Below are 22,767 nucleotides of genomic sequence, written 5' to 3' on the forward strand. Positions count from 1 at the left end.
CTTATGCACAACAAAAGAACGGGTCTGTAAAAGGTATGGTGATAGACACTGCGCTGAAACAACAAGCTATTGCCAGTGCAACGATCACCATCCTTAAAAGAAGTGATTCGTCGTTGGTAAGCTTTACCATTACAGATGCCGAAGGTCGTTTTGAAATGACGGGCATCCCCTTAGGCGATTACCAACTGCTCATTACCCATTTAAACTACCACAGTGCCAGCCGTAATTTTATACTCAGTGATGAAAAGAAATATGCAGACATCGGCCGGATCATTGTGCATGATAAAAGTACTACACTTAAGGAAGTGGTTATCCAGGCGCCTCCGATAACCATGATCGGCGATACCGTACAGTACAATGCAGGTTCGTTTAAAACACCACCGAATGCTAGCGTGGAAAAACTGTTAAAGAAATTACCCGGCATAGAAGTGGCAAAAGATGGAACCATAACTGCGCATGGCAAAAAGGTTGGTCGCTTGCTGGTTGATGGGCGCGAGTTTTTCGGTAACGACCCAACGATCGCGACCAAAAATCTTACGGCCGATATTGTTGACAAGGTAAAGGTATTCGACACGCAGAGCGAGAAATCGGCCCTATCAGGTTTTGATGATGGCAACAGTATAAAAACGATCGACCTGAAATTAAAAAAGGACAAGAAAAAAGGGCTTTTCGGCAAACTGATGGCCGGTGGGGGGACAGACGATCGCTATGCCGCCAAGGGAAATGTAAACCTATTTAAGGGTACCAAACAAATGTCGCTGCTTGCGGCTACCAATAACCTGAACGACAATGTATCGAGCGTGCCCAGCGGCGGCGGCGGCGGCGGTTCGATGACGATCACTTCGGGCAGTGGAGATGCAGCATCGGGGATTCGGACAACCCGTGCCGGGGGCTTTAACTACAACGACCTTATAGGGAAAAAGACCGATTTTAATAGCAGTTATTTCTTTAACCAGGGCGACCAGCGCAACGGATCATCAGTGCAACGGCAGTATGTATTGCCCGATTCGTCTTATTTCTATAACCAGGACATTGCCGCAAAGAACCGGACCAATACACATCGGTTAAACCTGGGCGTAGATCATCTTATCGATTCGTACCACTCCATTAAAATAAAACCCACTATCGAATTCAGGGAGATTGGCGGCACTTCTGTGAGCAATTTTAAACAATTGGGCGAGGATAACCACTTAAGCGGCCAAGGCGAAAACAGTTCAGTAAATAACAATAAAACATGCAATTTTAGTAATGAACTGGTTTTTAGAAAGAAGTTTAAAACAAAGGGCAGAACGTTTTTATTTACCATGAATACAACGGTTAACAGCGATAAAACAGATAGGAATACACAGTCGTTCAATCAGTTCTACAGACCCGATGGCACGCTTATCCATACGGAATTGGATTCTGTTCGGCAACAGAATTTTGGCAAGGGCGGTAATATGGAGAATAGGGCAAGTGCTGTGTACACAGAGCCGTTGTTCAAGAGTTCTTTACTTGAGCTGAATATGAATAACAACACCCAGCAGAGAAATTCCGAGCAGTTTACCTATGATTATAATGCAATAAACGGTAGGTACGACTTGCTCAATAAAAAGCAGAGTAACGATTTTGAAAACGGTAGCAATGTGCTGAGCAGTGGGTTTATTGTGCATACCCGTGGAAAGAAGTATACCTATTCGGTTGGTGCGGGATGGCAGTTAACTGGTCTGCAAGGGAAAATTATCGCGGGCACAAAAGATTCGGTTATCCGTAGAACATACCAGAATATCTTGCCAAGTGCCCGTTTCCAATACAACTTTACCAAGAGTAAAAACCTCACATTCCAGTATTCGGCGGCAACAAACCTGCCTTCTGCCTACCAGTTGCAGCCCGTGGCCGATCTCAGCAACCTGCCCAACATTAGGGAAGGAAACCCAAACCTGAAACAGGAATATGTACACAACCTGAATTTGAATTACAGCAGCAACAATATCTTCAAGAGCAGAACCTTGTATTCTGGCATTATGTTTAGCCGTACCAGCAATAAAATATCGAATTACGATACCTTGAGCAATGTGGGCGCCAGGTACAGCAGGCCAATAAACCTTGATGGCGGCGTGTACAGCCTAGCGGGCAATGTTGGCATGGGTTTTCCGTTACGGATACTTCACAGCAAGATGCGGCTCAGCATGAGCACGTATTATAACACGAATAGGGAGTTTTTAAACAAACAGGAAAACAGAACGGGTACGCTCGGCCTTAACCCTTTGGCTACAATGGATGTAACGGTTAACGATAAGGTTGATCTTACGATGTCGGCAGGCGTAACCTTTAATAGAACGGCAGCATCATTGCAGCCTGATAGGAACAGCAGGTATACATCGCAGCTATACCAAACAGAATTGAACTGGGAACTGCCCGCAGGTTTTTATTTTAGTACAGAATTCAGGTATAGCATCAACACAAGTACAGCCAACAATATGAACGTTATACTACCGATATGGGATGCATCGTTAGGTAAGCAGTTCCTGAAGGATAAACGGGGCGAGCTAAAGCTGGAGGTGAACGATTTGCTCAACAGGAATGTAAGTTTTAACCAGACAACCTTTCCTGGTTATATCGAGAGCAGCCAGGTACTGATATTGCGCCGTTACGGCCTGCTAAAGTTTACCTATAACCTGAGCAAGGCGAACTAATATACAGGATGACAACGTACATAAATTAAACCATTTTTAAATCAATTTGAAAACCAAAAAGCATATGAAAACGATAATAACAACAGCAGTTTCCCTATTGTTGGCAATAGCAGTAAACGCGCAGCAAAAAGAAGGAAAAGTAATTTACGAATACAGCAACAAATATAAAGGAGCATCAGTTTCTTCATCCATTTCAAGTGGAGGTGCTGTTAGTAGTGTGAATGCACTACAAGCCCCACCACAAAAGTACGAACTGTTGTTCGGCAATAACAAAATGACCTGGAATAAAAAGGAGGAGGACCAGCGCCCAGAGGGGAATGCCGGCGGTATGGTTATATCTTCTGGGGCGGTTAGTATGTTTGGAAATAAACAGGATGATGTATTATTCTGTGATTTTGGAACAGGTGAAGAAATCCGCCAAAAAGATCTTTTTGACCAGATGTATATCGTACAGGGTCATATTTCAAAATTTAACTGGAAAATGGTTGGAGAGACGAAAACAATCCTGAACCATGTTTGTCAAAAAGCTACTACAAAAGCTATAAATATGCGGACGCAGACAACGATGAAAGACGGCAATATGGTGAAATCAGAAGTAGCAGATACGACAACGATTACTGCCTGGTATGCCACTGATATTCCCGTTCAGGCAGCGCCGGAAGTATATGGACAATTGCCTGGGTTGGTGCTTCAATTGGAGAAGAACAGCCCATATGCAATCTCAACGTATACGGCAACCGAAGTGTCTGATAAATTAAACTTAGCGGCAATTAAAGCGCCAGCAAAAGGAAAAAAAGTTACCGCAGAAGAGATGGAAAAGTTGATGAAACAAATGATGGAAAACAACGGGCCGATAAAACACGGAATACCGATGCGGTTCGGAAATTGAAATTTACACGAATAAAATCTTTCAATGTGCCGAAAATGGAATAGAAAAAGTGAACACTTCGTTTTTCATTGCTAGTTGAGAAATCTAGTCTAGTTTAAAAATAATGATTTTAAGGTACTTTAGGTACCATAATATACATTTTTTTAAACCTAAAATTTGCGTTTGTTTATTTATTTTCTTATTTTGGTACTATGAGTACCGAAAATCATTCAAAAATAAACTATCTGTTACAATCACAGCCCTACGGAACTGTCTTTCTAAGTTCATGGCTTGCCATGGAAGGTTATAGCCCTGACCTTCAAAAAAGATATAGGAATAGTGGATGGCTCGAATCGGTAGGTACGGGGGCAATGAAGAGGTTTGGTGATGCTGTTACTGTTGACGGTGCAATATTTGCCCTACAGAACCAGTTGAAATTATCAGTACATATAGGAGCTAAATCTGCCTTGGCAAGACTAGGAAAATCCCATTATTTGGAAATGGGTGATAGCGAGTTGTTGCTTTTCGGATCGGCGGATGAAAAGCTTCCGAAATGGTTTTTCGATTATAACTGGGGTGTTAAGATAAAATATAATGCCTCTGGATTTTTGCCAGATAACCTTGCAATCGAAGAAATAGAGGTCAAAAATCTCACCGTTAAAATCTCAAGTCCCATACGTGCTATTTTTGAATGCCTTTACCTTGCCCCTCAAGAACAAAGCCTGATGGAATGTTACGAATTATTGGAGGGCATGGGCAATATTCGGCCAGCGACGGTTCAGGAACTTCTTGAAACATGCAGCTCGGTTAAAGTTAAGCGATTGTTCCTTTTCATGGCGGAAAGCGCTGGACATTCTTGGTTAAAACACGTAGATATGAAGAAAGTAAACCTAGGTTCTGGGAAAAGAAGTATTGTTCCACAAGGTATATATGTACCTAAATATCAAATAACTGTGCCAAAAGAGTTAATGGGAAATGGAGAAGATATATAAAAATCAGGTCAAACTTTTATTGGACGTGCTGCCAGAAGTGGCTAAGGAAAGTAGTTTTGCTTTGCATGGAGGAACGGCAATTAATCTGTTCGTGCGAAATATGCCAAGACTTTCGGTAGATATTGACCTCACCTATCTCCCAATAGAAGATTGGGATACCTCTGCACGAAATATTAACGATGCATTGTATATGATTAAAGAACGTATAGAAAAAAGCATTTCTGGGGCAATCGTAGTTTTGAAGGCAGATGTTTCAAAACTCATGATCTCTACAAGGCAGGCATCGATAAAACTGGAAGTGAGCCGTATGGGAAGGGGTGCTTATGCGGAAACAGAACTCAGGGTTTTGTGCGATAAAGCGCAAGATGAATATGATGCATTTTGTGAAATAGCAGTGGTTCCCTTAGGGCAATTGTATGGAGGTAAAATCTGTGCAGCTTTAGATCGCCAACACCCAAGGGATTTGTTCGATGTAAAATACATGTTGGCGAACGAGGGGTTTACCGAAGAAATAAAAACAGGATTTTTATATTGCCTGTTGGGTGCTAAAAGACCAATCAATGAAATGCTCAATCCTAATTTCTTAGATCAGAAAGCTGCGTTAACAAACCAATTTCAGGGGATGACAGTAGAGGAGTTTAAGTACGAAGATTATGAGCAGGTTAAAAAGGATCTTATTGAAGTCGTATTAAAAGGGCTTACCAATGAGGACAAAGAATTTCTGTTAAATTTCAAAAATTTGACGCCAATATGGGATAAGTATCCATATTCCGATTTTCCATCAGTGAGGAGGAAAATGCAAAACCTTGAAATGTTGAAGGATAAGAACCCAGAAAAGCATGCCCAGCTTTATGACTTGTTAAGAAAGGCGCTCGGTAAATAATTATGCCAAATCGGACATGTACGCTGGGTGTTGCAGTTCATTCCATTATTATTCTTCTAGAAGTAATAATCGAAAGGAGCCTTATGTCTTTGTTCGCAAATCGCGAACAAAGAACAAGCTTTCTTAGTTTGAAAACTGCATGATTATTCGTAAATTTACACTAGTAAGCAATTCCAGTCAAAACGTATTCAAAAGCAGTGGAGAATTCAATGAGTACCGAATTCAACTGTTTGTAAAACATTGATAAAAAGATATTTAGCGGTAGGGTTCGATTCCCCTACGGGCTACACTAATAACAAAAAGTTGATTTAAAGCGATACCGCTGACGATCAACTTTTTTTCGTTTACGGGTATCGTTTGGTATCGTGCCTGTCGGGAGTTTTGCTTCCCCTATACCTTCCCCCTTTTTGCAAGACCAATAAAAAATCATTAGCAGCAAAAATAATCCACTACAAATCAAGCAGATAATTTAAATACTAAATAATTTCTTCGCAACCCTTTTGAAAACTGAAAATATTATATACCTTTGCACTCCTTCAAACGGAGTATTGAAGTAACATAGAGTGCGGGGTGGAGCAGTTGGTAGCTCGTCGGGCTCATAACCCGAAGGTCGCACGTTCGAGTCGTGTCCCCGCTACCAAAAGAGTTGAAAGACACTCTAATTATTTAATGGCCCGTTCGTCTAGGGGTGAGGACGCCAGATTTTCATTCTGGAAACAGGGGTTCGATTCCCCTACGGGCTACTGGAAAGCGCTGAAAAATGGTTGATTAAGACTAATTCAGCGCTTTTTTTATGCTCTAATGTTTAGATTGATTCAACAAACGTTTTACTAATAGCTTGTCTCGTAATTTCCTCACTAATTTTAAAATCACAGAAGAGGGCTTCTTAAATTTCAATTCTAGTGACTTATTCTTTCCCGAGATATCCGACAACATCTTAACCTGGACTTAGACTCATTTCAAATATAATCTATCGGCTAACGCAATTATTTTGCTTTGATTTTATTTTTTAAAGCAAATCCTTTGATGTAGTTAGCAAAACTCGTAACTTCCAAACTTATGCTCTCATCAGAATCAATAACTCTTGCGGTTCATCAACCAACAGGAAAAATTTTGCACATTGACCAAGCTTTAAATGGTTTAGCATGTGAATGTATTTGCCTTCAATGTGAGGAAAGATTTGAAGCTATCCAAGGAAAAAAAAGAAGGAAACATTTCAGACATTACTCAAATACAAATTGTGGCGGAGGACTTGAAACTGCATTACATCAACTAGCAAAGCAAATATTGATGGAGAGTAGAGAAATTTCTTTGCCTCGATACGGAAAGGTAATTTATCAAAACCCTATTTCAGAAAAGAGTTTCAAAGAAATTATACCCGATGTTTCAGTAGAGCTTATTGATGGAACACAGGTTTTCTTTGAGGTCTATCATAAACACAAGATCGAATCCAAGAAAGAACTTTTTTTTAAAACAGGCCAACATAAAAGCATTGAGATTGACATGAAAAACTGCCCTGTTGAATCGTATCGTGAAATCCAAGATTTTGTTATCAATCAAACCACCAACAAAAGGATTATCTTCTGGGAATTACCAAGCAACCCTTCTTCCCAGAATACTGAGGGCAGTTATGTAGTTGCGAAATTAATTGCCTACCTCCCTATTCTTTTAATAGCCCTTCGAATATTATTCCCAAGACAATTTAAAACATTATGGAGGAGCATATTTTCTTAATTTTCATATTTCTAATAGCTACCAACATCAATTATGGCATACGAAAAACCTATAACAGTTAAGGAAGCGATTCATTCGATTCAAAATCAAGATTTTATTTTACCCTCAATACAAAGGGAGTTTGTTTGGACCACTGACCAGATAGAAATTTTATTCGATTCTATATTAAGAGACTACCCGATTAGCACATTCCTATTTTGGAAAGTCAGGTCTGAGAACCAATCAAAGTTTAAGTTTTATCGATTTTTACCCCTTTACCATGAAAGGGATAAAAGACATAACGACCTAGCTGAATTAAGTGGAGATAAGGATCGAATGGCAATACTTGATGGACAACAAAGACTAACATCACTTTATATTGGCCTATGCGGCAGCTATTCGAAAAAACTCTCAAACTATCGCAGAAGTAGTGATCATGCCTTCCCAGAAAAGCAGTTGTATATCAATTTGCTTGGGAATGCTGAAGGAAACGAGAAAGAATATGAATTCAAGTTTTTGAGCAAGACTGATATTGGCTATTTAGAAGAAAGAAACCCAAATAAATTCCACTGGTTCCAAGTAGGTAAAATCTTAAAGTTTAACGATCTTACCGACATTCTTAACTATCTTACAGAACAAAGCCTAACAGACACTTCGCTAAGGAGTATCGAGCAAGTAAAATTTGCTTCATCAACCTTACCTGCACTTTATCAATCCTTTAACACTAAAGAATTGATAAACTTCTATCTTGAAAAAAGTGAGGAATTAGACAAAGTACTACATATTTTTATCAGGGTTAACAGCGGTGGCACTAAATTGAGCTATTCTGATTTGTTGTTATCAATTGCTACAGCCCAATGGCATAAAAGAGATGCAAGAGATGTAATACATAAGTTTGTAGACCAAATAAATTCAATTGGTACTGGCTTTAATATCAGCAAAGATCTTGTTCTTAAAGCTTGCCTGGTATTGACTGATATAAAAGATATAAAATTCAAAGTCGATAACTTTTCCTCATCAAATATGGCTAAAATTGAATCCGATTGGGATGATATTGCAAAAGCAATAAATCTTACAATCCAATTGATCAGTCATTTCGGGTTCAGTGAAAAAACTTTAACAGCGAACAACGCAATTATCCCAATTGCATATTTTTTAAAAAAGAATTCAATTGGGGAAGAGATTCTCCATAGTACGTCACAAACTGAAAATAGAAAGCTAATTAAAGAATGGTTGATAAGATCATTACTAAAGCGTGTGTTTGGTGGTACTCCAGACAACCTCTACCCAGTGTACAGATCGATCATTTCAGATAATATTGGCATATTTCCTCTTTTACAATTGATTCAATACTATAAGAGATCAAATAAATCTTTGTCATTTGATGAAGAGACAATCAATCATCTAATGAATACTCAATATGGTTCAGCTTTCGCTTTTATGCTCCTTAGCTTAATATATTCATTAAATCACAACTATACTTTTCATCAAGATCATATACACCCTAAAAAATATTTTACAGAGAAAAAACTTTCTGAAAATGGAATCGACAATCCTATAATTAGAGTAAAGTTTTTAGATGGGTTCAATCGCATTGGAAATCTACAATTAATACAAGAAACTGAAAATCTTGAAAAAAATGCTACACCTTTCAAGAACTGGGTCGAAGCAAAATATACTAACGCTGATGAGTTGAATAATTACAAGAATATTCATGCTATTCCGATAGACAATGATTTAAAATTGAACTCATTTGATAGCTTTTACGAAGATAGAAAAGGAAGTATCAAGGATAAACTAATGAAAATTTTGAATGTATCGAAAGACACTGCAGAAATTCAAATCGTAGAACAAGATCTTGTGGAGCTTGAAGAATTATAAAACTTATGATACATATCCCTCACAGATTTTTAGAAAGGCTCACGGCTTCAGACAATATAAAGTTTATTAGTTTACTCATCGTTGGTACATTTAATCCAGGTGAACCTTACCTAGAACTTTTAAATGACCTTGAACTGAAAGAGTTTTCATTAATTAAAGAGAATCCCAAATTCAAAAAATTTAATCTGGTAAAGAATTTTTATGATAGACCACAAAATCGATTTTGGAAAATAATGGACATCATTTCTAATCAATCATTTTATGCGGATAAACCACTTAAAACAATAAATAGAACTGGACTTAAATTTTATAGAAAATTGGATAGGGATGTTGTTTTCGAAGCTCAAAAATCTTTCTGCTTAAAAAACGGGGTGTTCATCACAGATATTGTACGTGAAATTAGAACAGATAAAAAAACCACTCATACATCCATAGCCGCAAAGATAGCCCACGACGGGATAAAAATGTCAAGGCTGTACAAGCGGGCGGGAGTTGTTCGCTTTCAGTGGCCCCGCCCGGCCTTGACATTTTACCTTGCTGCACTTTCGGTTGCTGCATGGCGCAATGGGTGATGTGCGCACGGGAACAGTACTGCGAAACTGCATTGGCGACAATATTAATCATCGGGTTATTGTTGCAAATAACTTATCTGTGTGGGAAAAAAGTTAAAATTAATTTGGAATTTGTTGGCCCCTTTTATTTCAAATCGGCTATTTCCTGGTCCGAAAGTATTTTATCCCATATTTGCAGTTCATCAATTTTACCTTTAAAGCCCCCTATTGTTTGCAGAGGGAAAAACAAGGTTTCTAATTTGCGTTTTTTCTGTTTGGCTTTACCGCTAAACAGTATAGAATCCCCATATAATTTCTTTTCCAATTTATTGTTTACATAAAGGCTTGTGCCTTTGTTGGTGCCGGCAATTACAAAATGTGTCCAAGTGTTTTCCGGCACTGTATAACCAAAATCAAGATCATACCCATCTCTTGAAAAACCCAATTGACCCGTATTACCTTGTTTTAACTTTACTATTGAATTAGGTGATTTAAAAATAACGGCCCCGTCAGGATTATTAACTGAAGGGTTTATCCAGAAAGAAACCGTATAGTCATAACCAATTTCTGTATAAGGTAATTTGGCAAAGCTATCTTTGCCGGAAAAAGACAAGGCTTTTCCTTTAACCCCTTTTACCAAAACGGCCTTTTGGAGCCGTATATGTTTGCTTTTTTTATCAAAACTGAACAACGCCACCTCCGATTGTCCTGCCTTACCAATTTTACCCCTTATATTTAATGTAGGCCCTTCACTTATTTTTTTGCTCAACACGTCAAAATCCTCAAAAGGCATTGCAGTATCATTTCCCGACCATGTTTTTTGTGATAATACCTGCATTGCCGGAAATACACGATCATGCACATCTTTTTCACTAATGCCATTACCCACAATATCATTCCACTCGGCAAAAGATCCCCCCACTATAGAAGGGTCGCCGGCGGGAAAGCTCACCTTACCAATCATCGAAGGCGTCCATTTGTTATAAATATTTTTAATATTAAGGTAATCGTAATAATAGCCTGCTGCAGGAACGATATACAGCCAGCCGTCAGGTGTGCTGATCTGTTTATACCCAAGCTTTTTCATTTCAACAGGATTAGCATAACCGTTGTACCAGGTATTCATAGTCACATTTTTTGCGGTTACAGGCGTTGTACCCGCCGCATGGGTTAGCGCCCCCCAAACCCTGGCATTTTTTCCAAAAGCTTGCACATATTTTATAAAATGATCAGTAAACGTGCGAAAAGCCTCTGCATCTTTTTCGCTATATTCATCAGTCCCGATATGAACGTCTTTTCCGGTAAATACAGGATGGGTGCCAGATAAATATTCTTTAAACACATTCTCAATAACGGTATAGGTAAGGGGGTTATGCAGGTCAAGATGGTCCATACCAAATTCTTTACTACCAATTTCAGGAACTGCTTTAGTAAAAGCCAAAGCATGGGCAGGTACGTCTATTTCGGGAATGATATTAACGGCATAGTCATTTGCCAGTTGCTGTAAAGCAATAAACTCGTTTTTGGTATAAGAACCATCTTTGGCGGTAAGTTTAGGATAGGTGGTGCTTTGCAAACGGAATGCCGAATAAGTACTATCCCAACTATCACCGGAACGGTCTTTGGAGCCTTTATCGTTTAAATGAATTTGGAAATCATTCATTTTATAATAGGACATAAATTTTACATAATCGCGTAGAAATTGCAGGCTAAAGAATTTTCGCCCATCATCAATCACAAAACCGCGTACTTTAAACTCGGGGTAATCTCTGGCGATACCTTTGGGGATAGCCTTATTCTGTTCAAGTAATTGCAGTAAAGTCCGCGTTCCCCAAAATAGCCCCTGGTACTTCAAAGCACTGATCGTTATCACTCTGTCCACTGTCAGGTAATAACCCTCGTCGCCTATAGCAGTATCGGCTTCATTCAGTGTCAAATAAATATCTCCCTTTTTAGGTTTTCCGATGGCCGTTTTTAAGCTAAATCCGGTTTGTGCCTTTAGTTCTGTTTTTAAGATATCTGCAGCTTTTTTAAGCACGCCTGCATCGGCGTTATTTAAAACTATCCTTGAGATATTGCTCAAATAAAAATCTCCCATGCCCCCATGCCATTCGCGCAAAGCAGGGATAACGAAAGGTTGTGGATTAACGCCTTTATCTGCGTATTTCCCGGGAACAAGAACTTGTTTTGATACATCATACCGCATGGTATCTGCATTATTGTTTACCAACTGGAAATAAAGGCTTACGCTTGTTGCGAAAAGGGGCGGTACAATTCGCCCGGTACTGTCAATTACCGGAGTGTGATCACTTCCCTTTAATACTAAATGATATCCGGCCGGGCTATCAGGGAACACAATTTTTTTATCCCCTGGTTTTAGCACAGGAATATCGGGAATGGATTGTATGATGGGATTATCGTTTTGAGAAAAAGCAGCGACCGAAGTAAGCATGACCAGACCGATCGCCAAGATAAATTTTTGCATGTGAATTAGTTAATTTTATTTAATGAATAAAGCTTATTAAATGAAGCAGATAAGTGCCTGCTTTATAATTTTATATCCAATGTGTTAGCGTAAACTATTATTTGACGGTGATGACCGAATCTTTTTTCATAATCTATACTGTCCTTTTAATTTTTTAAATACCAGGTGATTTTGTCTGCCACTAATTTGTCATTTTTATAACCTTCCGCCCGTAGCTGATTTTCGCCCTTGTTGAGATGGACCTCGTTAAACACAAAATCATGCGAAGTAGTGCCCTTTTCAGGCCCGGCTACTTTGTGTCCGTTAACGTATAATGTTATCTTCTTTAGGTTGGAGAACACTTTTACTGTCGTTACAGCAGCAGCCCTGTCCGAATCTCGCCGGCCGGCTATATAAAGTACCGGCTCAGTGCTCCAGTTGGCTTTATACCAATAGAAGGCATCTTTTTTAACTTTGCGATCATAGGTTACCAGGCCTTTCATATTACGCGCCGGTACGCCGCCACCATTGGCAAATGGCACAGAAAAATCAAACATATTCCATACGTATGAGGCCATCAGATAAGGGTGTTTTTCAATAATGCCCCACTGTATCTCGTGGAAACGGGTTTGGAAAGTCTCGGGCCAAAACTGGCTTGATGGATCGCCTGCGTCGCCCACAACTTCCTGCTGCTGTTTTACATTGGCTTCCGTACCATATTCAGAAAGTACTACTTTATAATCGGGGTAGTTCTTTTCAAGACCGGTAACCCAATCTTCCAGATCAGGGATTTTACCTTCATACCAGCCATAGTAACGGTTAATACCTTGTATATCGGCAGCCAGGTTTGATGGCCGGTTAATTTCACCGTAGCCGCTTACGCTGGCTGTAAAGCGATCAGGGTCTTCTGTTTTGGCCAGATCGTTTAGTTGCCGAGTTAGCACCGGTACAAAGCCATCCGGAGTAGAGGAATAAACCTCATTATGTAATCCCCAGTTGTAAATTGATGGGTGATTGTAATTTTGCCTGATCAGTTCGGTGAGTTGCTGTTTAGCGTTATCGGTTTCGTGGGTAGTAACCACGTTAACAAAAGGTATTTCGGCCCATATGACAAACCCAAGGCTATCACATTTTGAATAAATGTATTCGGCCTGCTGGTAATGTGCAAAACGGATAGATGTTGCACCAATTTCATAGATCATATCCAGGTCTGCAGCGTGTTGTTGGCTACTTAAAGCACTGCCATAGTCCTCCCATTCCTGGTGACGGCAAACGCCATATAACCTGTACGGCTGACCATTAAGGTAAAAGCCCTTGCCCGGAACAACTGAAAAATAACGCAAACCCAAAGGCTGTTTAACCGAATCGATAACCTTGCCATCTTGTATAACTGATGTAGTTAACGAATACAAGTAGGGGTCCTTACGGGCATTCCATAAATGCGGCTTGGCCAGCTTTAACTGCTGGTTGATGATGTTGATCCCTTGCGGGAATACCTTCCCAGGTTGCTCAACCTGTTTTACAATTTTTCCTTCGCGGCTGCGGATTGTGGTTCGCAGTAATATCTCTTTTACGGTGCTTTCTTTGTTTTCAATTTTGGCCATAATTTTAATATCAGCCAATTTACCAGTGGTTTGTTGTTTGATATAAATACCTGGCGAAGCATAATCGGTAGTGGTGATATTGATCTTATTGGTTACAATCAGGCTTACCGGGCGGTAAATGCCTCCAAATACACCAAAGAGCCTATTATTTACAGGGATAATATCAGGCCGTTCCTCGTTATTTACCTTAACCAGTATAGTATTAATGGTATCGGGCCTCAATGAGTTGCTAATCTCGAAACAAAAAGCTGAGTAAGCGCCCCGATGTTCACCAATAAATTTGTTATTGACGTATACATCGGCTACAGAGCCAACACCTTCAAAGCGGACAAACACCCGTTTGTTTTTCCATTCGGGATGGGCGATAATATCTTTTTTATAAAAGGCATCGCCTGTATAAAAAAATTTCCCTTTTTGCATATCCTTATTATTCCAGGTATGCGGCAGCTGCACGTTTTCCCACCCAGCTGTGGCTACATTAATGTTGGATGTATAAGTGGTTTTTTTAAATTGCCAGTCTTGGTTTAAAGATAAAACCTGGCGCGGTTGTGCAATGGTGTGTTTACATAAAAGCACCAGGCCAAGGATCATTATACTTTTAAGTGATATCATTTTAAGCATATATAGCTTTCGGGTTTATAGGATACTTTATATATATTAAATTTTAGCCTTATCTTCTTTAGCTTTCTTTGCAGCGGTAGCTGTTTGAAGTACTATGGTAAACAGCTTGTTGTAGTCAGTCTTTTTCAAATGGATAAAATATTCATTACCCACTATCTGCTCCGGTTTGAACGTTGCTTCGGGATGACCCAACAGGTATGCTTTTTGTATGGCCTTGCCTGCAGGAAGTTTTACACGTAGCGCACCTGAAACCGGGACGTTAAATACCAGCATATAATTCTCATCAATATTAGCGCTGCTGCCAGTATAATAACCCCAATTCTGTTTGTCAAATCCCACATGACCGCAATTATAAATGGCTTCGCCATTGATGTTCATCCAGTTGCCGATTTCTTTAGCCAGGTCAAGCTCTTCTTTGCGGATAGTACCATCGGGCTTTGGCCCAAAATTCAAAACAAAATTGCCATCCTTGGTTCTAATTCCATAACGCCAGTCGGGATTATGCCAGTCCATTACCGAAAAATACAGGATCACATCGATGCCGGCTTTATTATAAGCTTTTACCAATGGACCGATCATGTCTTTTTTATAGGGAGAATTAGCGACCATGAAATTGGTGAATTTGCTGGGCCACAGACAAAACCCGTCATGATGCTTCGTAGTAATGGTTACATACCTTACGCCCATTTGCTTTACAGTTGCAGCCCATGAACCGGCATCAAACTTAGTGGGGTTAAATTCATAAATCAATGAATCATATGTCGTCTTTGGTACCTCGTTCCATGATTTGATCCACTCTGATGCACCATCGTATTGTTTACCGTTCCATTCGCACGCAGGTATGGAATATAAGCCCCAGTGGATAAATTGTCCAAGTCCATACCCCCGCCATTTAACCATATCGCTATCGGTTCTTTTGCCTATGCGATGACTGCCATGTTTTAATGGTATAGGTTTGCCTGGCGAAGTTGTGCCTTGTGAGTATCCACAAAGAAAAGCCCCTGGTACCATGCTTAATATCAACAATAGCCTTTTCATGTTTTTGATAACAATCTTGATTTTATTTATATAAAGCCGCCGTATAAATTACACGGCGGCCTTAATAAATTTAATAGCCCGGATTTTGGGTTAATACTGCACCTTTATTCACGTCAATTTCCGATTGTGGAATGGGCAATAGCATATTGGTGGCTTTAATAGAACCAGCGGATGTTGGGTTATATTTTTGCACCCGCTCAACCAGTGTTCCGGTTCGCATCAGGGTTGTCCTGCGGTCCTCTTCGCCAATTAATTCACGGCAGCGTTCATCTAATATCAGGTCGATAGTTACATCTGATGGCTGTATGCCAGGCAGATTTGCCCTTGTCCTTATCACATTGATATTGGCTGCGGCGTCGGCGGTATTACCTTGTTTAAACTGGGCCTCCGCTAATAAAAGATAGGTTTCACCTAAACGCATATAGATCCTGTCTTTATAAGTAAGCGTTCCGAAAGGATCAAAATCATTGTAAGAGTACCATTTGGTAGAGTGTGCATAAATATTCTGGATGGTATCGGTAGCGCCGGTTACAATTACACGCTGCCCATATTTAGGCGAAGCGGGGTCGTTATAATAATACTGGCGACGGATGTTATATTTAGAGTTACGCATATCACCTGCGGTATACAGGTTATAGGTCCACCAGTTGGTTGGCCTGATACGGCCAATACCACGACCACCTAATGAATCGGCGACCGCCATTCCGCCCACTTTCACATAGAATGGCAGCCATACCCTGCGGTGCTGATCAGTCGGGCTAACGCCGCCCGGTACGTTTGGCGCTTCCTCAACCACCCATATCGCTTCGGTATTTCCCTGGCTCCTGCGCATGTTACCGTAAACAAACATATCAGAGAAGGGATCGCCTGGCGAAGTCGCTTTAATGCCATAACGATTTGTAACCAGTTTATAGGTACCGCTGGTTATTATTTTGCCGAACTGAGCCTCGGCAAGTGCCGGCTTGTTTGCCCGCAGGTAGCTTAAACCTAATAATTGGGTAGCCGCGGCGCTGTTTATCCTTCCTTCAGCAACTACGTGTGCCGCGTCGGGTAAATTGGCTGCCGCGAAAACAAGGTCATTGATCTGCAAACTGATAACCGAATCAACCGGGGCCCTTACATAATCAATTTTAGGTGCCGAAACCGGCGCGGTAAGTATAGGTACGCCGCCAAATAACGTCGATAAAAAATTATAAGCATAAGCTCTGAAGAACTTTGCTTCAGCTACATAGCTGGTAATCTGAGCGGGGGTAAGACTTGTGGCACCCGATTGCGCAGATTGTATAATCACGTTAGATGCGTTGATAACCTGGTAGCCCCATCTCCAGAACGAGAGGGACGCTACATCCTGCGAGTTCATTAACGAATAAGTTTCATAAGGGGCCATGGCGGTAGTTGTTTGCCCGTTCCTGGCCACATCGGTACCGGTTTGCAGCAGGGCCATAATGCCCTGGTCGCCCTCGTACTGATTACGGACTATGGTTTGTAACCCTGCAATTGCCGCCTCAAAGCTTAATACATCTGTTAAGTTTGCCGGTGTATATTTTGATCGGACATCCTCATTAAGAAACGTCTTTTTGCACGAGTTAAATGACAACATGCTTATAAGACCTATGGCGAGTAATGAAAAAAACTTTTTCATGATTTTCAATTTTTTAAATTATTGTAAAGTAACGTTTAGACCAATAACTACTGTGGCTACTAAAGGATAGAAAGAACTGCTCTGGTTGCCTGACTGTGCCGAACTGTTGGTATCAATCTCCGGATCCCAGCCTTTCCATTTAGTAAATGTCCCCAAATTGCGACCACTGGCATAAACCTGCAGTGCCGGAATGCCTAAATGGCTCAACAGATTCTTTTTAAAGTTGTAGCTTAAAGTGATGTCCTTAATACGGGTATAAGATGCATCAGAAGGATAAGTATAACCTCTTGAGTTGGTATAAGTTAAAGAAGGGTCAGTATTGCTTTTGTTGGCAGCGGTCCAATAACCAAAATTAGCTGGCAGATTTATACGGCCGGTTTGGCCGGCCTGATTATAAAAGGCATTGAATTTGGTAACACCCTGTACCGTTTGTATAAAAATGCTTAATGTAAAATTGTTATACCTGAAGGTATTGGTCATACCTGCAATGTAGTTAGGTTGTTGGGTACCTAAATAAACTTTATCAGAAGCATTAATCTTGCCGTCACCGTTTACATCGGTAAATTTTATATCACCGGGTTTGGCGCTTGGATCAACAGCAAAATTATCGCCGGGTTGCCAGATTCCTTCCTTCCTGTAGTCATACACAGCCAGTAATGATTTATCTAAAAACAGGTTATTGGTTATATCATCCTTATTATCGCCGTATAGTTCTGTTATTTTGTTACGGTTGATAGAAAGGTTAACATTGGTTTCCCATGAGAAGTTGTCTGATTTAATTTCACGACCGGTAATAGAAAACTCTATGCCCTTATTGGCGGTTTTACCAATATTATCCAAGATGGAAGTATAACCGGTTATGTACGGTATCTTGCGTGACAGTAAAAGATTATAGGTTTTAGTGCTGTAAGCGTCAATACTTCCCGTGATCCTATCCTTAATAATAGAAAAGTCTAAACCTAAGTTAAATCCTTTAGTGCTTTCCCATTGCAAGTTGGCATTACCAATTGTGCTGGGGTTTAAACCGATAGCTGTAGCATTATTGTAAATATATTGAGCCGAAGCCAGCGTTGTTAACGTGTTATAAGCGGTTACTCCCTGGTTCCCGGATATACCGTATGATAACCGTAATTTAAGCTGAGAGATCTCATTTACATTTTTCATAAATGATTCGTTCGCGATGTTCCATCCCAGGGCAATAGACGGGAAGGTGCCATATTTATGGTTAGGGCTAAAACCTGAGAAGCCATCACGGCGGGCAGTAGCAGTCAGCATGTATTTACTGGCGTATGAATAGTTAATACGCATCATTTCCGATTCCAGTGTGGTTTGGGTATAGCCGGAAGTGGTTTGCTGAAACTGCGCCGAACCTAAATTGTAAAAGGTGGTTACATCATTAATAAAGGTATTGGCACTTAAACCATTACTTATGGTATAATCTTTTTGCGCGCTATATAAAGCTGTAATACTCAGATTATGTTTTCCAAAGGTTTTATTATAATCCAGGATATTTTCTACCAGCCAATGGGTGCTTTCTACATTAGAAATTGAGGCGTCTCCGATTAAATCTCCCATCGACCTTCCGGTATAATCGCCGGACATAGTCGGGTTATAAGTGTAGCCAGTATTTATTCGGTATTTCAGTCCCGGTAAAAAGTCAGGTTTAACTTCGGCATAAAAATTGCCAGACCAGGTTCTTGAACGGTTAATAGTTGACTCGTAAAGGCCTATTAACGGGCTATTATATAATGCTTCGGGATACATCGGATAGATCTGATACCCTCCCTGTGCATTATATTCCTGACCGTACGGGCTCATTAATGTAGCCATAGACAAATTGGCTTTACCACCGTCGTAGTTGTTATTGTTAAAAAATAAATTGGTACCAACAGACAACCATGAGTTAAGATTAGCGGTAAGATTGGAACGGATATTAAAGCGGTTAAACTGATATCCTTTAAGTATGCCTTTTTCTTTGGTATAATCGCCAGAAACATAGTATTTAACATCGTCGGTGCCGCCTGACACATTCAATGAATGATTCTCAATATATCCCTGTTGTGAAATCTCTTTTATCCAATCAGTTGTTTTGCCGTTTTTATAATTATCCAGCTCAAATTGATTGGGGACTGGTGCGGGTGTTTGACCAGCTTGAGCATCATAGTCCAGGTTCTTTTGAGCATATTGGGCACCATCCATCGGTTTTACTTCGTGCGCCATATATTCCGGTCCGCCCCATCCATTATACTGAATGGTCGCTTTGCCGGTCTTGCCTTTTTTACTGGTGACAATAATTACACCATTTGAGCCGCGTGTACCGTAAATAGCGGTAGCAGATGCATCTTTTAATATCTCTACTGATTCAACATCATTGGTATTAATATCGTTATAAGAACCGTTATAGGTTATACCATCTATTACAATTAAGGGGTTGTTGCCTGCAGTAATAGAGCGTAAGCCACGCACGTTAATAGAGGGTATTGAGCCCGGTGCTGATGCATTTGTAGAAGGTATATTAACACCCGCTACCGAACCTTCGATAGATTGCAGAATATTGGTAACCGGCAGGTTTTGCAAACGCTCCTTCGGTACCGATGCGATGGCTCCGGTTACATCACTCTTTTTCTGCGAACCGTAACCAACAACGATCACCTGTGCCAGTTCTCCTAAGCTTTCTTTCATCGTGATCTTTAAGGTGGTTTGGCCATTAATAGCGATTTGTTGCTCAACGTAACCGATAGATGAGATAACAAGGGTGCCGTTAGACGGGATATCTTTTAATTCAAACTTTCCGTTCGCGTCAGTAACCGTGCCCCTGGTTGTTCCCTGTAGTTTAACAGAAGCACCCGGCACCGGCTGGCTGTTGGCATCAACTATTAAACCCTTGATGGAGATGGGGGCGGCTTTTATCTTCTCGTCGGCCGAAAGTTCTTTGGCCTGCAATACGATATTATTTTGTACCAGCTTAAAAGTAACCGGCAAATCTTTAAGGCTTTGGGCCAGTGCATCGTTCACCGAAACGTTTTTTAAGTTTACGGTTACCTTTACATCAGGTAAAATATTTGAATCATAAATAAGCGCGTAGCCTGATTGCTTTTTGATGGCGTTCAGCACACGCTTTAAAGAAGCATTTTTTTCATTCAAGGTTACCTGGCTGAAACTTTTTGCACTGGTCTGCACTAGGGCAGCGATAATTAATAAAGTGGTCAATTTCATAACCAATAGAATTTTAGGGGATAGCCATGCCTTGGGCACAGCAACGGAATTTGAAGTAAATTTCATTACATTTGTTTTGATTTGGGTTAATACACTTGATTCAATGTTCCAATTGTTTTCTCTGCTAAAAGGCAGGGATGGGTTAATCCAGATAATTTCCGTAGAGGTGCTTCGAACCACTTCTGCGGTTTTTCTTTTTTATCCCGTGTTGTGGTTACTTGGGTCTGTTTTTTTTCATATACATTGGTTTATAAATTATTGGTTGGTTAATTTTGAGTTGATGTTATGATGATTTTTTTGCCTTCTATTTTGTAATTGATTTTTAGGTAAGTTAATATCTGCATGGCTTGCGAGGCGTTAATATCCTTGTGAATATCCCCGGTAAATAAACGCTTTGATACATTCCCTTTGTAAACTACCTCTACATCATACCATCTGGCCAGCTGGCGCATAACGGTTTGGATGTCGGCATCTGTAAATTGGAACAAACCGTTTTTCCACGCAACGATCTCGTCTGTATCAATATCATTAACTACCTTAATTTGCCGGTTTGATCCAAGAGTATTGATCTGTGATTGCTGCCCTGGCTTTAAAAGGACAGCCTCAGCACTGTTAGATACCTTAACACTGCCTTCCAATAAAGTGGTTTTAATAACAGGCTCGTCTTGATAAGCATTGATGTTAAAGTGAGTGCCAATATCCTGCACTTTATTGCGGCCAACTATTACACTGAAAGGTTTATTGTCGTTATGTATAACCTCGTAATAAGCCTCTCCATATATTAATTCAACGGTCCGGCTTTTGCCGTTAAAAGTGGCAGGGAAACGGATAGATGTGGCCGAGTTAAGCCATACCCTTGAGCCATCGGCTAAGGTGAGGTGATATACACCTGCGCGGGGCGTAGTTAAAGTATCATAAACCTCAACCGCTGTTTGTGATGCCAGAGCCGGGTTAGCATCAAATACCAAGTGGCCATCCTGCTTTTTATTTACCGCCGTATTGCCCTGGTTGGCAATTACGCCGTTCTTTTCATTATCCAGTACGATCCTTTGTCCGTTGGCAAGCGTTAGCACCGCTTTATTACCCCCGGGAGCTAAATCATGCGTTCGATTTTTAACTATTATCTCGTTTGCCTGCTTTTTGCGAAGAAAAGAATAAATACCGACCGACAGCAAAAGTAGAATTGATGCAGCAACCGCTAAACGCGGCCACAGTGATTGTTGCCCTTGGGGCTCATCGTTTGGGTATTGGAAATCAAGAGGTGACTGCTTGCTTTCCAAATCGTCCAGGCCTGACTCAATTTTTTTGATTAAACGGCTATCAACCAGTTCATATGGCTCATTCTCACTCATAAATTTTCCCCAGTCGCGGAGCATGTGCTCATATTCTTCACGGCTACAGCTGTTTACCCAATCCGAAAAAACTTTGTATTCCTCCTCGGTATGGTTACCCGAAGCCATTTTCGTTAAAAATTGTTGCCGTTCCTGCTGATTCATTTGTCTTCCTTTAATGTAAAGGCAGGAAGAGCAGGCAAAGAGATACCTCCTATTAAAAAAATATTTAACAGGCGAATAAAACACTAGCCGCTAAGGTAATAGTTGCGGTTAAGCCGGCGTGCAATCGTAAATATTCCTTAATATGCCGATTTGCGGAATATAAATGTTTTTTGACCATTGATTTTGAGATTTGCAATTGAACCGCGATCTCATCGTATGAAAGCTCCTGCTGGGTACTCATTTCAAATACCAGCCGGCGTTTTGGCGGCAGTGAGTTTAGGGCCAACTGAGCGGCCTCACTATATTGATGATAAATATATTGGTCCTCAGAAGTGGCGCCCGATTCTTCTATATGCTGATACAAGTAGCTCATCGCCTTCTGCTTAACTTTCTGATGATCATATAAATTCATCAGTTTATTGTGCGCTATGCGGAAAAGGTAACTATTTAGAGAGTGGACATTTTTTAGGTCTTCCTTTTTTTCCCATAATTTCAAAAAAATATCTTGTAGTATTTCTTCGGTATCCTCTTTTGAACGGATGATTTTATAAATGTATTGGTAGAGTTTGGGTAGAAAGAAACGATAAAGCGCGGCATATGCAAAGCGGCTGCCTTCGCTGGCTCGCTGAAGTAGCAGAGGTTCATCCGCAGGGTTGTATATGACTTCTTTTTTTATCATTATCTTCCTAAAGGGCCAATTTAAATATGGAATAAGTTCAATAGCTTAAACTTCCGACTAAGGAAATTAATGACACTTACGTTTTAATCAATATCAATTTGTTATTTAAATGTTATAAGAATAATTGGAAGTTATACATTAAAAGACTGTTTTTTTCAATTTTAACAACAATAAATTTAACGCAAACGTTTGATATTTAACTTTTATAAGCACAGCTTGTAGCATAATCTCCTTTTTTATGTAAGTACTCCGTTTGATAAATTCACATTAACACAATAACCTGAGTTCGATAATTATTTGCTGAAAATTATATCTTATTTACGCCTAATCCCGCTTTATCGTCCTGCTGAATTTATTTCAGCATCTTTTTAGCGTGAAAGACCCTGAAATAAATTCAGGGTGACGACCGTCTTAACAGAAAACTTGATTAAAACGCCACAAAAT

Annotated in this window: 14 protein-coding genes and 2 tRNA genes; 9 read left to right on the plus strand and 7 right to left on the minus strand. The window is 40.2% G+C overall.

Features of this window, described 5'->3' with window-relative positions; all coding sequences use genetic code 11:
• The 9 genes from AW17_RS19580 to AW17_RS19620 form a co-directional block, all read left to right on the plus strand.
• The coding region (locus AW17_RS19580; protein WP_029279224.1) for a TonB-dependent receptor at window positions 1–2,675 on the plus strand (2,675 nt) is incomplete at its 5' end.
• 64 nt (window positions 2,676–2,739) lie between these two features.
• Window positions 2,740–3,564, plus strand: a complete 825-nt coding sequence (locus AW17_RS19585; protein ID WP_029279226.1) for a GLPGLI family protein — start codon at window positions 2,740–2,742, stop codon at window positions 3,562–3,564.
• Between the two features lie 191 nt (window positions 3,565–3,755).
• The gene (locus tag AW17_RS19590; protein ID WP_029279228.1) at window positions 3,756–4,535 is read left to right on the plus strand and encodes a type IV toxin-antitoxin system AbiEi family antitoxin; all 780 of its coding nucleotides are present in this window, start codon (window positions 3,756–3,758) and stop codon (window positions 4,533–4,535) included.
• Window positions 4,519–5,418 carry a nucleotidyl transferase AbiEii/AbiGii toxin family protein gene (locus tag AW17_RS19595; RefSeq protein WP_029279230.1) on the plus strand — a complete coding sequence of 300 codons (900 nt, stop codon included), beginning with the start codon at window positions 4,519–4,521 and terminating at the stop codon, window positions 5,416–5,418. The genes AW17_RS19590 and AW17_RS19595 overlap by 17 nt, the downstream gene beginning before the upstream one ends.
• 564 nt (window positions 5,419–5,982) lie before the next feature.
• A tRNA-Met gene (locus AW17_RS19600) sits at window positions 5,983–6,058 on the plus strand.
• A gap of 31 nt (window positions 6,059–6,089) precedes the next feature.
• Window positions 6,090–6,161, plus strand: a tRNA-Glu gene (locus AW17_RS19605).
• Window positions 6,162–6,477: 316 nt separating this feature from the next.
• On the plus strand, window positions 6,478–7,152 hold the full coding sequence (locus AW17_RS19610) for a hypothetical protein (protein WP_029279232.1): 675 nt from the start codon (window positions 6,478–6,480) through the stop codon (window positions 7,150–7,152).
• A 33-nt stretch (window positions 7,153–7,185) separates the two neighbouring features.
• A complete protein-coding gene (locus AW17_RS19615; protein WP_036670480.1) occupies window positions 7,186–9,012 on the plus strand; it encodes a DUF262 domain-containing protein in 1,827 nt (608 codons plus the stop codon).
• A 5-nt stretch (window positions 9,013–9,017) separates the two neighbouring features.
• Window positions 9,018–9,584, plus strand: a complete 567-nt coding sequence (locus tag AW17_RS19620) for a uracil-DNA glycosylase family protein (RefSeq protein WP_029279236.1) — start codon at window positions 9,018–9,020, stop codon at window positions 9,582–9,584.
• Window positions 9,585–9,708: 124 nt separating this feature from the next.
• On the opposite strand, the gene AW17_RS19625 is transcribed toward AW17_RS19620, so the two are convergent.
• From AW17_RS19625 to AW17_RS19655, 7 genes are all read right to left on the minus strand, one after another.
• Window positions 9,709–12,048: a family 20 glycosylhydrolase gene (locus AW17_RS19625; RefSeq protein ID WP_051691984.1), complete on the minus strand. Its 2,340-nt coding sequence runs from the start codon at window positions 12,046–12,048 to the stop codon at window positions 9,709–9,711.
• 146 nt (window positions 12,049–12,194) lie between these two features.
• Window positions 12,195–14,243 carry a glycoside hydrolase family 2 protein gene (locus AW17_RS19630; RefSeq protein WP_209444301.1) on the minus strand — a complete coding sequence of 683 codons (2,049 nt, stop codon included), beginning with the start codon at window positions 14,241–14,243 and terminating at the stop codon, window positions 12,195–12,197.
• Between the two features lie 45 nt (window positions 14,244–14,288).
• A complete protein-coding gene (locus AW17_RS19635; protein WP_029279242.1) occupies window positions 14,289–15,290 on the minus strand; it encodes an alpha-L-fucosidase in 1,002 nt (333 codons plus the stop codon).
• Window positions 15,291–15,360: 70 nt separating this feature from the next.
• Window positions 15,361–16,932 carry a RagB/SusD family nutrient uptake outer membrane protein gene (locus AW17_RS19640; protein WP_029279244.1) on the minus strand — a complete coding sequence of 524 codons (1,572 nt, stop codon included), beginning with the start codon at window positions 16,930–16,932 and terminating at the stop codon, window positions 15,361–15,363.
• An 18-nt stretch (window positions 16,933–16,950) separates the two neighbouring features.
• Entirely contained in the window at window positions 16,951–20,148 is a 3,198-nt protein-coding gene (locus AW17_RS19645) for a SusC/RagA family TonB-linked outer membrane protein (RefSeq protein ID WP_167343703.1), read from the minus strand.
• Between the two features lie 266 nt (window positions 20,149–20,414).
• Window positions 20,415–21,644, minus strand: coding sequence for a FecR family protein (locus AW17_RS19650; protein ID WP_051691987.1), 1,230 nt, complete (start codon window positions 21,642–21,644; stop codon window positions 20,415–20,417).
• A gap of 64 nt (window positions 21,645–21,708) precedes the next feature.
• Window positions 21,709–22,323 carry an RNA polymerase sigma factor gene (locus AW17_RS19655; RefSeq protein WP_029279252.1) on the minus strand — a complete coding sequence of 205 codons (615 nt, stop codon included), beginning with the start codon at window positions 22,321–22,323 and terminating at the stop codon, window positions 21,709–21,711.
• Window positions 22,324–22,767 lie beyond the last annotated feature (444 nt).

Origin of the sequence: Pedobacter borealis DSM 19626, from assembly GCF_000708285.2 — a bacterium.
Classification (GTDB): domain Bacteria; phylum Bacteroidota; class Bacteroidia; order Sphingobacteriales; family Sphingobacteriaceae; genus Pedobacter; species Pedobacter borealis.